This window comes from Modestobacter sp. VKM Ac-2979 (assembly GCF_026967995.1).
GTDB lineage: Bacteria > Actinomycetota > Actinomycetes > Mycobacteriales > Geodermatophilaceae > Modestobacter.
The window spans coordinates 333862-346637 of sequence record NZ_JAPVBO010000004.1; the positions used below are offsets into that span (position 1 = coordinate 333862).

Consider the following 12776-nt stretch of genomic DNA (forward strand, 5'->3'; position numbering starts at 1 on the left):
CTCAGCCGAGCCGCTGCAGCAGTGGGTCGACGAGCTCGTGGGCTGGGGTGTTGAGGTAGAGCAGGACGACGGTCGCCACCAGGAACAGCGGGACGAGCACCGCCTTCTCCACGATCGCGCCGGTGCGCAGGTGCACCGGCGCCAGTCGGCTGCGCCGGACCAGCCAGAAGACCGGGACCGGCACCCCCTCCTTGGTCAGCCAGTCGCCGGCGATGTGGGTCAGCGTGCCGAGGACGACGGCCAGGGGGAGCCACCCGGGGGCCGGGCTGTGCGCGAGCAGCAGCCACGCGCCGCCCCAGGAGAGGACGAGGTTGCCGATGACGGTGTTCTCCGCGCGGCCGGGGATGACGAAGTGCAGGGCCCGCAGGGCCAGCCCCATCGCCAGGGCCAGCAGGAGCAGGCTGGACCAGCGGTGCCAGGTCGCCGCGGTGGCCAGCAGCCCGAAGGCCAGCGAGCCGAGGACGGCGTCGTGGGTGCCCCAGCGGTGTCCCCGCGCGATCGTGTTGACGAGCCCGGAGGGGACGTCGGTGAGCGGGCCCCACATCCCGGAGATCGTCGAACCGCGCTGGTCCAGGTCCGGGAGCATGGCGAACCCGCCGACGGCGGACACCCAGGCGACCTGGGCGACCGTGCCGTGCACCGGCACCCAGGGGAGCGTCGCGGCACCGGCCGCCAGACCGGAGAGAGCGTGTGAGTGACCGAGCACCTACGCAGCGTCTCCCCGCGCCGCCGTCATCCCGCGGAGGCGCGCGGAGGTGGCCCCTCAGTCCTCGTCGACGTCGTCCGTGCCGCCCCGGGCCAGCCAGGTGGCCAGCCGCTCGACCGGCACCTCGAAGTCGGGGTGCTGGTCGACGAAGGCCTGGAGCTGGTCGGCCAGCCAGGAGAGCGAGACCTCTTCCTCGCCCCGCCGGCCGGCCAGCTCCTCGATGCCGCGATCGGTGAAGTACATCGTCGTGTCCTGCCGCGCCGTGCTCAGTCGGCGAAGGCCCGGGCGACCAGCTGGCGCTGCTCGACCTCGTGCACCTTGGCCGAGCCCACGGCCGGGCTCGCCGAGGCCTTCCGGGACACCCCGCGCAGCGTGCGCCCGGCCGGCAGGTGCTCGGGCAGGTTCACGGCCATGAACTGGGCGGCGCCCATGTTCGCCGGCTCCTCCTGCACCCACACGACGTCGGTCGCGTTCGGGTAGGCCTCCAGCGCCTCGGCGATCTCCTCGGCCGGCAGCGGGTAGAGCTGCTCGACCCGCAGGATCGCGGTATCGGCGGTCCCCTCGTTCTCCCGCTGGGCGAGCAGCTCGTAGCTGATCTTCCCGCTGCACAGCAGGACGCGGTGCACCGCGGAGCCGTCCAGGGGCTGCCCGCCCACACCCGGGTCCGGGAGCACCGGACGGAAGTGCTGCTCGGTGAAGTCGCTCACCGAGCTGACCGCGGCCTTGGCACGCAGCAGCGACTTGGGGGTGAACACCACCAGCGGGCGGTGCACCTCCGACAGCGCCTGACGGCGCAGCAGGTGGAAGTAGTTCGCCGGCGTCGAGCAGTTGGCGACCGTCATGTTGTTCTCGGCCGACAGCTGCAGGAAGCGCTCGATCCGGCCGCTGGAGTGGTCGGGCCCCTGGCCCTCCAGCCCGTGCGGCAGCAGCATGACGACGCCGGAACGCTGGCCCCACTTGGCCTCACCGGAGCTGATGAACTCGTCGATGACCATCTGCGCGCCGTCGACGAAGTCGCCGAACTGGGCCTCCCAGAGCACGAGGGCCCTGGGGTTGGCCACCGAGTAGCCGTACTCGAAGCCGAGCGCGGCGTACTCCGACAGCAGCGAGTCGTAGACGAAGAACTTCGCCTGGTCCTCGGTGAGGTTCAGCAGCGGCGTGTGCTCCTCGGCGGTCTCCCGGTCGATGAGCACCGAGTGCCGCTGGACGAACGTGCCGCGGCGGGAGTCCTGCCCGGCCAGCCGGACCGGCACGCCCTCCATGAGCAGCGACCCGAAGGCCAGCAGCTCGCCCATCGCCCAGTCGACGCCGCCCTCGCTGGCCATCGCCGCCCGGCGCTCCAGCATGCGCTGCAGCTTGGGGTGCACGGTGAAGTCGGTCGGCAGTGCGACGTGCGCGTCACCGATCGCCTTGAGCACCTCGGGGGTGATCGCCGTGTCGACCGTGGCCTCCTGCGGCGAGCGCGGGTCCATGACCGGCTCGGGCGTGGAGGAGTCACGGGCGTCGTGGGTCTCGGCGAAGGCCCGCTCGAGCTGCCCGCGGTAGTCCTTCAGGGCCTCCTCGGCGTCGGCCAGCGTGATGTCACCGCGGCCGACGAGCGCCTCGGTGTACAGCTTTCGGACCGAGCGCTTGCGGTCGATGATGTCGTACATCAGCGGCTGGGTCATCGACGGATCGTCGCCCTCGTTGTGCCCGCGCCGGCGGTAGCAGACGAGGTCGACGACGACGTCCTTCTTGAACTCCTGCCGGTAGTCGACCGCCAGCTTCGCCACCCGGACGCAGGCCTCGGGGTCGTCCCCGTTCACGTGGAAGACCGGAGCGCCGATCATCCGCGCCACGTCGGTGGAGTAGAGCGTCGAACGGGACTGGGCCGGGCTGGTGGTGAAACCGACCTGGTTGTTGATGACCACGTGCACGGTGCCGCCGGTGCGGTAGCCGCGCAGCTGGGAGAGGTTCAGGGTCTCCTGGACGACGCCCTGGCCGGCGAACGCCGCGTCGCCGTGCAGCAGCAGGGGCAGCACGGTGAAGCCGCCCTCGCCCTTGTCGATCATGTCCTGCTTGGCCCGCACGATGCCCTCGAGCACGGGGTTGACGGTCTCCAGGTGGCTGGGGTTGCTGGCCAGTGACACCGCGACCGAACGGCCCTCGTGCTCGAAGGTGCCCTCGGCCCCGAGGTGGTACTTCACGTCGCCGGAGCCCTGCACGGTGCCCGGGTCGATGTTGCCCTCGAACTCGCCGAAGATCTTGGCGTAGCTCTTGCCGAGGACGTTGGCCAGCACGTTCAGCCGGCCGCGGTGGGCCATGCCGATCGCGACCTCCTCGATGCCGTGCTCGGAGGAGCTGACCAGCACCTCGTCCAGCAGCGGGATGACCGACTCGCCGCCCTCGAGGCTGAACCGCTTCTGGCCGACGTACTTCGTCTGCAGGAAGGTCTCGAACGCCTCGGCGGCGTTGAGCCTGCCGAGCACGCGCTTCTGCTTGTCCCGGCTGGGCTGGTCGTGCTTGACCTCGATGCGCTCCTGGAGCCAGCGGCGCTCCTCGGGGTCGGTGATGTGCATGTACTCCACGCCGACGGTGCGGCAGTAGGAGTTGCGCAGCACCCCGAGGATGTCGCGCAGCAGCATCGTGCGCTCGCCGGCGAAGCCACCGACCGGGAAGGGCCGGTCGAGGTCCCACAGGGTCAGCCCGTGCTGGACGATGTCCAGGTCGGGGTGGGTGCGGACCTTGAACTCGAGCGGGTCGGTGTCGGCCATGAGGTGGCCGTTGCGCCGGTAGGCCTCGATGACCTCGATGACCCGGGCTTCCTTGGCGATCTGGCCCTCGTGGGTGACCCGCATGTCGGGCACCCAGCGGACCGGCTCGTAGGGGATGCGCAGCGAGCGGAAGACGTCGTCGTAGAAGCCGTCCTGGCCCAGCAGCAGGTGGTGCATCCGGCGCAGGAAGTCGCCGGACTCCGCGCCCTGGATGACCCGGTGGTCGTACGTCGAGGTCAGCGTGATGATCTTCGAGACGGCCATCTCGGCGAGCGCCTCGGGGCTCATCCCCTGGAACTCGGCCGGGTAGTCCATCGCGCCGACACCGACGATCGTGCCCTGGTTGGTGGTCAGCCGCGGCACCGAGTGGTTGGTGCCGATGGTGCCCGGGTTGGTGAGGCTGATCGTCGTGCCGGAGAAGTCCTCCATGGTCAGCTTGCCGGCCCGGGCGCGCCGGATGATGTCCTCGTAGGCGCCCCAGAAGGCGGCGAAGTCCATCGCCTCGGCGCCCTTGATGGACGCCACCACCAGCGAGCGGGTGCCGTCGGGCTTGGGCAGGTCGATGGCCAGGCCGAAGTTGACGTGCTCGGGCTGGACGTGGGTCGGCTTGCCGTCGACCTCAGCGAACGCACTGTTCATGTTCGGGAAGTCGTCCAGCGCCCGGACCAGCGCGTAGCCGATCAGGTGGGTGAAGGAGATCTTCCCGCCCCGGGCGCGGGCCAGGTGGTTGTTGATGACGATCCGGTTGTCGACCATGAGCTTGGCCGGCACCGCCCGCACGCTGGTGGCCGTCGGCACGGTCAGCGAGGCGTTCATGTTCTTCACGACGCTCGCGGCGGCCCCGCGCAACGGGGTGCGCTTCGGGCCTCCGCCGTCCTCGTCGGCGGTGGCGCGGCCGGCCCCCGGCTTGACGACCGGCTTGGCCGGTGCCGCCGGCTTCTGCTGCGAGGCGCGCTCGGCAGCCCGGGCCACCACGGTGCCCTCGGACCGGGCGTCGCTCGCGGCGGCGCTGAGGCCCGGGGCGGCGCCCTTGTCGGAGGGACCCTTGTCGGAGGAACCCTTGTCCGAGGCGCTCTTGTCGGAGGCGCTCTCGTCGGAGGGGCTCTTCTCGGCGGAGCTCGTGCTGGCGGGCGCCGGCTTCGGCGCGGCGGGACCCGACTGGGTCATCTGCGGTGCGACCTCTCGGCTGGGCGCGGGGGAGGCGTAGGTGGTGGCCGGCGGCGCGGACGCCGCCTCGGATGTCTCGGGCTCGGCCGGCGCAGCGGGCTCGGCCGGCTCGGAGGTGCGGTCCTGGCCGTCGGCGACGGGGCTGCCGGGTCGGTAGTCGGCGAAGAAGTCGTGCCAGGCCTGGTCCACACTCCCTGGATCGGCGAGGTACTGCTGGTACATCTCCTCGACCAGCCACTCGTTGGTGCCGAAGCCCGCCACCGGGTTGGCGGAGTGGGCGGGGGACGGCTGGGATGAGCTCACGCTTGACACGGGGTCGAGTGCCTTCTTCGTCGGTGGACGTCGTTGGACCGGGTGCCGACTTTACGCCCCCGGTCCGGGGGTGCAGCGCTCCCGCGTGAGATGCCGCACGTGTCCCGGGTCACTGGGGCCTGTGGACCGGGCAGAACCGGCACCGTGCGGTCCGATCCGCCGCCGGGCGCGACGTCATCCGCTCGCGCCGGCGGTGACCAGCATCTCGGCGAGCGAGTCGGCCACCGGCGCGTCCCCGGCGGCCTCGGCGCGCTGCCGTGCGGCCGCCACCCGGGCGATGTCCAGGGCGGAGGCGCCGTCGTGGGTGGTGGCGTCCACGTCGGCCCCGGCGTCGAGCAGCAGCCGCACCACCGCCTGGGCATCGCCGCCGGAGGCCGCGTCGGCATCGCCACCGGAGGCCGCCGGGGCACCGTCACCCGAGGCGGCGCCGGCGACGGCGGCGTGCAGGGGGGTGCGGCCGGTGGCCGGGTCACGGACGTCGGCGTCCGCGCCCGCCGCCAGCAGCGCCTGGACGACCGCCGGCGCACCTCCGGCGGCCGCGGCGTGCAGGGCCCGGCCGGGCGCCGCACCGCGGTCCAGCAGCACCTGGACCGTGCCGGGTCGGCCGCCGGCCGCCGCCCAGCTCAGCAGGTCGGTGTCGGTGGCCGGGTCGGTGAGCGGGACGCCGTCGTCCAGCGCCCGGGACAGCGTCTCGACCTCGCCCAGGAACGCTGCGGAGGCGGCGTCGACGGGCGCACCCGCCTCGCGGAGCACCTCCACCAGGGCCGGCGCGTGCAGCAGGGCCAGGTTCAGGGGGGTGCGGCCGTCCTCGGTCCGGGCGGTCGGGTCGGCCCCGGCCTCGACCAGTGCGGCGACCATCGGGGCCTGCCCGGCGAACACGGCCAGGTGCAGCGCGGTCCAGCCGTCCACGCCGTCCCGCTCGACGGCGGCCGACAACAGGCGCGGCTGCTCCTGCACGGCCGCCCGGACGGCGTCGAGCTCGCCGTCGGTGACCAGTCGCCCGAGCCGCTGGACGGTCATCCGACTGGTCACGCAGCCTCCTTCGGTGTCGCCTGGCGGGTGCGCACTCAGACCACGTCCCGGCGGACGGCCAGCAGCGTGCCGAGCAGGGCGGCGACCAGGCCGTAGCCCAGCAGCAGGAGGGCGCCCTGCCACTGCTCGAGCAGGTCCGGGCCCTCGAAGGTCGCCGTCATCGCCTCCAGCGCGCCACCGGGCAGCCACTTGTAGGCCCCCGAGGTCGCCGGGATGCTGCGCAGCAGCGGTTCCACGACGAAGAGGTAGATCAGTGCGGCGACGATGGCACCGACCTGGTTCTTCAGCAGCGCGCCCAGACCGACCCCGATCACCGTGTAGATGACCAGCGCGAGACCGGCGAAGGCGAGCACCTCGAGGTTGTCGCCGCTCAGCTCCGGAGCGCCACCGCGGGCGTTGCCGTAGACCAGCACCACCGCCGCGGTCACGGCGCAGACGACGACCGCGTAGGGGATCGCCACCAGGGCGTAGGCCAGCAGCTTGGCGATCACCACCCGGCCACGCTGCGGGGTGGCGAGGAAGGTCGGCGTCGCGGTGCGGTGCCGGTACTCCTGGGTGATCCCGATGATCCCGAGGACCACCGAGATCACCGTCGCGTTCGTGGCCAGGGAGAAGGCCAGCTGGCCGTACGCGGGCGAGTCCAGCGGCGGCAACCCGCTGTCCGGGTTGCCGGCAAAGGCGGTGAACAGCGCCGCGAACGCACCGGACAGCACGCAGGCGCCGACCAGCAGCCCGATCCACACCCGGGTGCTGAAGAGCTTCGTCCACTCCGCGCGGACCAGTCGCGCCACGACGGTGCCCATCAGGCAGCTCCCTGCTCGGCGTGGACGGCGGCGTACTGCTCCGAGCCGGCGGTGAGCCGGAAGTACACCTCTTCCAGCCCACTGGTGCGCGACCGCAGTTCGTGCAGCTCGATCCCGCCGGCGAACGCCCGCCGGCCGATCTCGTCGGTGCTCAGCCCGGTGACCGTCAGCCCGTCGGGGGTCGCGTCGGTCAGGGCCACCGTCGTCCCGTCGGTGCGCAGCAGGTCGGCCAGCGCGGTGCTCTGCGGACTGCGCACCAGCACGCTGCCGGCGCTGCCGGAGCGCAGCTCGGCCAGGGTCCCCTGGCGGACGAGCTTGCCGGCGCCGACGATCACCACCCGGTCGGCGGTCTGCTCGACCTCGGACAGCAGGTGGCTGGAGACCAGCACCGTGCGGCCCTGGTCGTGAGCCAGGTGGCGGAGGAACCCGCGCAGCCACTGGATGCCCTCCGGGTCCAGGCCGTTGGCCGGCTCGTCGAGCACCAGCACGGCCGGGTCGCCCAGCAGCGCCGTGGCCAGCCCGAGGCGCTGGCGCATGCCCAGGGAGTAGCCCCCGGCCCGGCGCCGGCCGGCGGTGCCGAGCCCGACCAGGCCGAGCACCTCGTCGGCGCGGCCGACCGGCAGGCCGGTCGCGCGGCAGTACACCCGCAGGTGGTCGCGGCCGCTGCGCGCCGGGTGGAACGCCGTCTCCAGCACCGCGCCGACCTGGCGCATCGGCTCGGGCAGCCCCGGGTAGCCGACGCCGTTGAACGTGGTCGTGCCGGTGTCGGGCGTGATCAGGCCCAGGGCCATCCGCAGCGTGGTGGTCTTCCCCGCGCCGTTGGGCCCCAGGAAACCGGTCACCTGCCCGGGTTCGACGGTGAAGCTCAGGTCGTCGACCGCGCGCACCTTGCCGAACGTCTTCGTGAGGCCGTTCACCTCGACCCTGACGGGGTCGACGGCGGCCGATCTGCCGCTGCTGATCTCGCCCTCCTCGCTCCGCCGGCGGGTCCGGCGCCGGGGCCATCCAAGCGCACCGGCACCCTCCAACGCGAGGACCACGGCGGCGGTGCCACCTGATCGGTCGTGGGTTCGGTAGGTTCCGCGCGGTGGGCGAGCTCGCACACCGACGGATGTCCCAGCAGTGCCGTGCACGCGGCCGACGAACGCCCGCCGAGGAGGCCCGGTGACCGTCTCTCGCAGCACCAGCGGCCGGCCGGCCGCTGCACACCGCGCGGGCTGAGCGCTGCCGACGTCCGAACCGGGTCCCGCCGACGGTCCCGACCCGCGCGAGTCCCTGGAGCGGCTGCTGCTCGAGGGGCCACGCCGGTACACCCGCCGGCAGGTGGCCGAGCTGGCCGGCATGCCACCCGAGCGCACCCAGCGGCTGTGGCGTGCGCTGGGCTTCGCCGACGTCCCCGAGGGCGACCCGGCGTTCACCGACGCCGACGTCACTGCCCTGGCCCGGCTGTCGGCGCTGATCGACTCGGGCTTCGTCGAGCCCGGCGCCGAGGCGTCCATCGCCCGCGCCATGGGGCAGTCGCTGTCCCGGCTGGCCGACTGGCAGACCGACATGCTGGCCACCCTGCTCACCGCCCCCGGCGGCCCGGAGGACCGCGCGGCGGTGGAGGCCGACGCCGTCCGGTCCACCGAGCGGCTGCTACCGCTGATGCGCGAGCTGCAGGACTACGTCTGGCGGCGGCACCTGGCCGCCAACGCCGGGCGGCTGTTCCTCGCCGCCCCGGGGGCCGGGGACCGGCGGGAGCTGGCGGTCGGCTTCGCCGACCTGGTCGGCTACACCTCGCGCAGCCGCGGCATGGGCGGTCAGGAGCTGGGCGCGATGGTCGAGGACTTCGAGGGGCTGGCCGCCGACGTCATCGCCCGGTTCCGCGGCCGGGTGGTGAAGACGGTCGGGGACGGCGTGCTGTTCACCTGCGCCGACCCGGTGGACGCCGTGGAGATCGCGCTGCTGCTCCCGGACGAGTGGACCGCCGCGGACCGGCCACCGCTGCGGGTGGGTGCTGCCCACGGGGCGGTGCTCACCCGGCTCGGGGACGTGTACTCACCGGTGGTCAACCTGGCCAGCCGGCTCACCTCGCTCGCCCGGCCCTCGACCGTGCTGGTCGACGAGCAGCTGGCGCGCGAGCTGCGCGGTGTCCGGCAGTACCGGGTCCGGCCGCTGCGTCGGGTGTCGGTGCGCGGCTATGACAACCTGCGCCCCTGGCTGGTCCGCCGGAGCGGCACGGGGGACGAGGCACCCGGGGTGGCCGCGTTCGAGGAGCTGCTCGACGAGATCGCCGACGACGTCCTCGCGCTCCCCGAGGACGAGGAACCGCCCGGCGGGGCCGGCCCCTTCGCCGACTGACCCCGGTCCGCGCCGGGGCCGCTCACCGGTCGTCCGGCCGTCGGGCGGCACCATGTGCGGGTGTCCGCCACGCTGCTCGCCCGTGGACTGGCCGCCGGTCACGGCGCCCGGGTCCTGTTCGCCGACCTCGACCTGGTCGTCGCCCCCGGCGACGTCGTCGGCCTGGTCGGGGTGAACGGCGCCGGCAAGTCCACCCTGTTGCAGACCCTGGCCGGGGTGCTGCCGGCCGAGTCCGGGGAGATCGCGCTCAGCCCGCCGTCGGCGACGGTCGGCTACCTCCCGCAGGAGACCGACCGGCGGCCGGGGGAGACCGTGCTCGACCTGCTGGCCCGCCGGACCGGAGTCGCCGCCGCCGAGCAGGTCATGGAGGAGGCCACCGAGGCGCTCACCGCGGGTGCCCCGGGCGCCGACGACCGGTACGGCGACGCCCTGGAGCGCTGGCTGGCCCTCGGCGGCGCCGACCTGGCCGAGCGCGCCGAGGCGGTGGTCGCCTCGGTGGCTCCCGGTGTGGCACTGGACGCGGCGACGGCCGGGCTCTCCGGCGGGCAGGCCGCCCGGGTCGGGCTGGCGTCGCTGCTGCTCAGCCGGTACGACGTCCTGCTGCTCGACGAGCCCACCAACGACCTCGACCTGGCCGGGCTGGAGCAGCTGGAGCGCTTCGTCGCCGGCCTGCGCACCGGGGTGGTGCTGGTCAGCCACGACCGCGAGTTCCTCGCCCGCACCGTCACCCGGGTGGTGGAGCTGGACCTGGCGCAGCAGCTGGTGCGGGTGCACGACGGCGGCTACGAGGCCTACCTGGTCGAGCGGGAGGTGGCCCGTCGGCACGCCCGCGAGGAGTTCGAGGAGTTCGCCGACACCAAGGCCTCGCTGGAGTCCCGGGCGCGGATGCAGCGCAACTGGATGGCCAAGGGCGTCCGCGACTCGATCAAGAAGTCCAAGGACGGCGACAAGCACATCAAGGCGGCCAACCGGTCCTCGTCGGAGAAGCAGGCCGCCAAGGCCAAGCAGACCGAGCGGCGGATCGAGCGACTCGAGGTGGTCGACGAGCCGCGCAAGGAGTGGGAGCTGCGGATGGAGATCGCTGCGGCTCCGCGGGCCGGCGCCGTGGTCGCCACGCTCCGTGGCGCCGTCGTCCGACGTGGTGGGTTCACCCTCGGGCCGGTGGACCTGCAGGTCGACTGGGGTGACCGGGTGGCGATCACCGGGGCCAACGGGTCGGGGAAGAGCACCCTGCTCGCCGCACTGCTGGGCCGGTTGCCGCTGGACGAGGGGACGGCGGCGCTCGGCTCGGGCGTGCGACTGGGCGAGGTGGACCAGGTCCGGGGCAGCTTCCTGGGGGACGAGCCGCTGGCTGCGGCGTTCGGGGCCGAGGTGCCCGACCTGCCCGATGCCGAGGTGCGCACGCTGCTGGCCAAGTTCGGGTTGCGCGCCGACCACGTGGTGCGGCCGGCCGGCACCCTGTCGCCGGGGGAGCGGACCCGCGCGGCGCTGGCGCTGCTGCAGGCCCGCGGGGTCAACGTGCTGGTGCTCGACGAGCCGACCAACCACCTGGACCTGCCGGCGATCGAGCAGCTGGAGCAGGCGCTCGCCGACTACACCGGCACGTTGCTGCTGGTCACCCACGACCGCCGGATGCTCGAGGCGGTGCGCACCACCCGGCGGTTCGCGGTGGCCGACGGCCGGGTCCAGCAGGGCTGACCAGGCCGGGGACGACGCCGCCCGCCCGGGACGAGGTGTCCTGGGCGGGCGGGGAGTCGCGGTACGAGCTGGGCTGGTGTGCCCCCGGCAGGATTCGAACCTGCGCCCCTGCCTCCGGAGGGCAGTGCTCTATCCCCTGAGCTACGGGGGCTCGTCCGCGTGTCGTGCTGTCCTGCGATCGTGCTGCGCTCTGCTCCCGCTCGGCGCCCGTGGCACGTTACCAGCCCGCGGATGCGTCACCGGCAGGGGCCCCGCCTCCGCGGCGACCGGGTCAGGGTGCCGGCAGGGGCTCCCCGCCACGCGCCCGGAGCATCGCCGCCATGGTGGCCGTCTCGGCGTCCTGGGTCTCCGCGATCGAGCGGGCCAGCCGCTCGACGACGTCGACGTCGGAGTGCTCCCGGCCGTACTCGGCCATGGCCAGCCCGCCCTGGTGGTGCCGGATCATCAGCTGCAGGAACATCCGGTCGAACGCCGTCCCGGACAGCGAGCGCAGCTCGGCGAGCTCCGCCTCGGTCGCCATCCCCGGCATCAGCGCCGCGCCGGCCGTCTCGTGGCTGGCCATGTCGTGTCCGGCCATCTCCCCGTCCGACATCCAGGCCATGGTCTCCCCGCCGTTGAACGGCAGGTCCCACAGCGACAGCCAGCCCTGCATCCGGCCCAGCTGGTTGGTCTGGGTGGCGGAGATGTCGAAGGCCAGCTGGCGGATCTCCGGGTCCTCGGTCTCTGTGAGCGCCAGGTTCGCCATCTCCACCGCCTGCAGGTGGTGCCGGGACATGTCCCGGGAGAACCCGGCGGCGACCGAGTCGGTGGTGGGCTGCTCGTCGCGCCCCACGCCCAGTGCCACGGCCAGCCCCCCGCCGGCCACCAGGAGCCCGACGGCGATCACCGCCACCAGGACGCCGGTCAGCCAGCCCCGGGGCCGGCCAGCGCTCGTCGCGCCACGGCCGTCCTCGCTCGCGGGATCGGTCATCGGGTCCTCCGGTGGTGCGGCAGGTGCTGCGACGGGCGCGGGGTGGGTCAGGGGGCCGAGGTGGTCTCGGCCGCCGGGGTCGACGTCGTCGGCGCGTCGGTGGCCATGGCGTCGGAGCCCCGGCTGTTGTCGTCCTCCACCAGCGGGTCGGCGATGAACAGCGGGTTCTCGCAGCTCGCCCCGACCTCCGGGTAGAAGTCGGCGTTGTAGGTCATGAAGTCGGCGTACTGCTGCACCCGCACGTCGTCGGCGGAGTCGACGGCCAGCTGGTGGTTCCACGACTGCAGGCTGATCGGCGTGCCCAGCCCGGCGTAGGGGGAGAGCATGAGGCCCGACGTGCCCTCGACCAGCTCCTCGAGCGTGGCGAGGTCGCCGTCGGCGATGAGGTCGGGGTCGTAGGCGATCCAGGTGGCGCCGTGCTCCATGGAGTGGACGGCGTTCTCGTGCCGGATGTCCACGTCGTAGACGGTGCCGGTGCAGTCGGCCCACTCGCCGTCGTGCGGCCCGCCGACCGGGGGGGTCTCGGTGTAGCTCACCGGCGTGGTGACGTGCTCCTGGCCAGCGGCGTACTCGAAGGTCTCCAGGCCGCTGATCTGGCTGGCCTCGGTGACCCGGTTGGCATTGGACTCGTTCACCTGGACGACGGCGTAGCTGATGATCGCCGCGGCGAAGACGACCACCGCGACGGCGGCGGCGATCAGGCCCCACGGCTTCTGCTGGGTGACCACGGTGGTCGGCGGGCGGGTGCGCCCCCGGCCGCCGGAGCCCTTGCCGGGCACCCGTGACCCCCCACGGGAAGCGCCGCTGGTCGCGCGGCCGTTCTCGGGCTTGGGGTCCTTGGCCACTGCCGCTCCTCGCTCGCTGTGCGTCGTGGGTCGCGCTGTCTCGCGAGCCAGCGCGTGCCCTCGTCCGTCCCGGGCTGCTCCCGTTCGGCGGGTGCGAGTCTAGGTCGCAGACCTGTGGAGTCCCTGGCCGTCGGCGGCCCGGCGGGG

Annotated in this window: 10 protein-coding genes and 1 tRNA gene; 2 read left to right on the top strand and 9 right to left on the bottom strand. The window is 73.5% G+C overall.

Annotated elements, in window-relative coordinates; genetic code table 11:
• Window position 1: 1 nt before the first annotated feature.
• From O2W15_RS13685 to O2W15_RS13710, 6 genes are all read right to left on the bottom strand, one after another.
• The gene (locus O2W15_RS13685; protein WP_269179806.1) at window positions 2–706 is read right to left on the bottom strand and encodes a metal-dependent hydrolase; all 705 of its coding nucleotides are present in this window, start codon (window positions 704–706) and stop codon (window positions 2–4) included.
• Window positions 707–763: 57 nt separating this feature from the next.
• A complete protein-coding gene (locus tag O2W15_RS13690) occupies window positions 764–949 on the bottom strand; it encodes a DUF6104 family protein (RefSeq protein ID WP_036340230.1) in 186 nt (61 codons plus the stop codon).
• A gap of 23 nt (window positions 950–972) precedes the next feature.
• On the bottom strand, window positions 973–4929 hold the full coding sequence (locus O2W15_RS13695; RefSeq protein WP_269179807.1) for a multifunctional oxoglutarate decarboxylase/oxoglutarate dehydrogenase thiamine pyrophosphate-binding subunit/dihydrolipoyllysine-residue succinyltransferase subunit: 3957 nt from the start codon (window positions 4927–4929) through the stop codon (window positions 973–975).
• 183 nt (window positions 4930–5112) lie between these two features.
• On the bottom strand, window positions 5113–5970 hold the full coding sequence (locus O2W15_RS13700) for an ankyrin repeat domain-containing protein (protein WP_269179808.1): 858 nt from the start codon (window positions 5968–5970) through the stop codon (window positions 5113–5115).
• A 35-nt stretch (window positions 5971–6005) separates the two neighbouring features.
• Window positions 6006–6773 carry an ABC transporter permease gene (locus O2W15_RS13705; RefSeq protein WP_269164667.1) on the bottom strand — a complete coding sequence of 256 codons (768 nt, stop codon included), beginning with the start codon at window positions 6771–6773 and terminating at the stop codon, window positions 6006–6008.
• Window positions 6773–7690, bottom strand: coding sequence for an ABC transporter ATP-binding protein (locus tag O2W15_RS13710; RefSeq protein ID WP_269164668.1), 918 nt, complete (start codon window positions 7688–7690; stop codon window positions 6773–6775). The genes O2W15_RS13705 and O2W15_RS13710 overlap by 1 nt, the downstream gene beginning before the upstream one ends.
• A gap of 370 nt (window positions 7691–8060) precedes the next feature.
• Between O2W15_RS13710 and O2W15_RS13715 the strand changes: the two genes are divergently transcribed.
• Both O2W15_RS13715 and O2W15_RS13720 read left to right on the top strand, forming a co-directional pair.
• Window positions 8061–9116 carry an adenylate/guanylate cyclase domain-containing protein gene (locus O2W15_RS13715; protein ID WP_442928853.1) on the top strand — a complete coding sequence of 352 codons (1056 nt, stop codon included), beginning with the start codon at window positions 8061–8063 and terminating at the stop codon, window positions 9114–9116.
• A 60-nt stretch (window positions 9117–9176) separates the two neighbouring features.
• Entirely contained in the window at window positions 9177–10814 is a 1638-nt protein-coding gene (locus O2W15_RS13720; RefSeq protein ID WP_269179809.1) for an ABC-F family ATP-binding cassette domain-containing protein, read from the top strand.
• A gap of 79 nt (window positions 10815–10893) precedes the next feature.
• On the opposite strand, the gene O2W15_RS13725 is transcribed toward O2W15_RS13720, so the two are convergent.
• The 3 genes from O2W15_RS13725 to O2W15_RS13735 all read right to left on the bottom strand — a co-directional run bounded on the left by O2W15_RS13725 (window position 10894) and on the right by O2W15_RS13735 (window position 12629).
• Window positions 10894–10965, bottom strand: a tRNA-Arg gene (locus O2W15_RS13725).
• Between the two features lie 120 nt (window positions 10966–11085).
• Complete coding sequence (locus O2W15_RS13730) at window positions 11086–11784, bottom strand: DUF305 domain-containing protein (protein WP_269179810.1); 699 nt, start codon at window positions 11782–11784, stop codon at window positions 11086–11088.
• Window positions 11785–11831: 47 nt separating this feature from the next.
• A complete protein-coding gene (locus tag O2W15_RS13735; RefSeq protein WP_269179811.1) occupies window positions 11832–12629 on the bottom strand; it encodes a DUF3105 domain-containing protein in 798 nt (265 codons plus the stop codon).
• Between the last annotated feature and the right edge of the window lie 147 nt (window positions 12630–12776).

Excerpts from the sequence above, each read along its gene's own strand:
- O2W15_RS13690 (WP_036340230.1), bottom strand. The coding sequence starts at position 949 with ATGTACTTCACCGATCGCGGCATCGAGGAGCTGGCCGGCCGGCGGGGC.
- O2W15_RS13705 (WP_269164667.1), bottom strand. The coding sequence starts at position 6,773 with ATGGGCACCGTCGTGGCGCGACTGGTCCGCGCGGAGTGGACGAAGCTC.
- O2W15_RS13730 (WP_269179810.1), bottom strand. The coding sequence starts at position 11,784 with ATGACCGATCCCGCGAGCGAGGACGGCCGTGGCGCGACGAGCGCTGGC.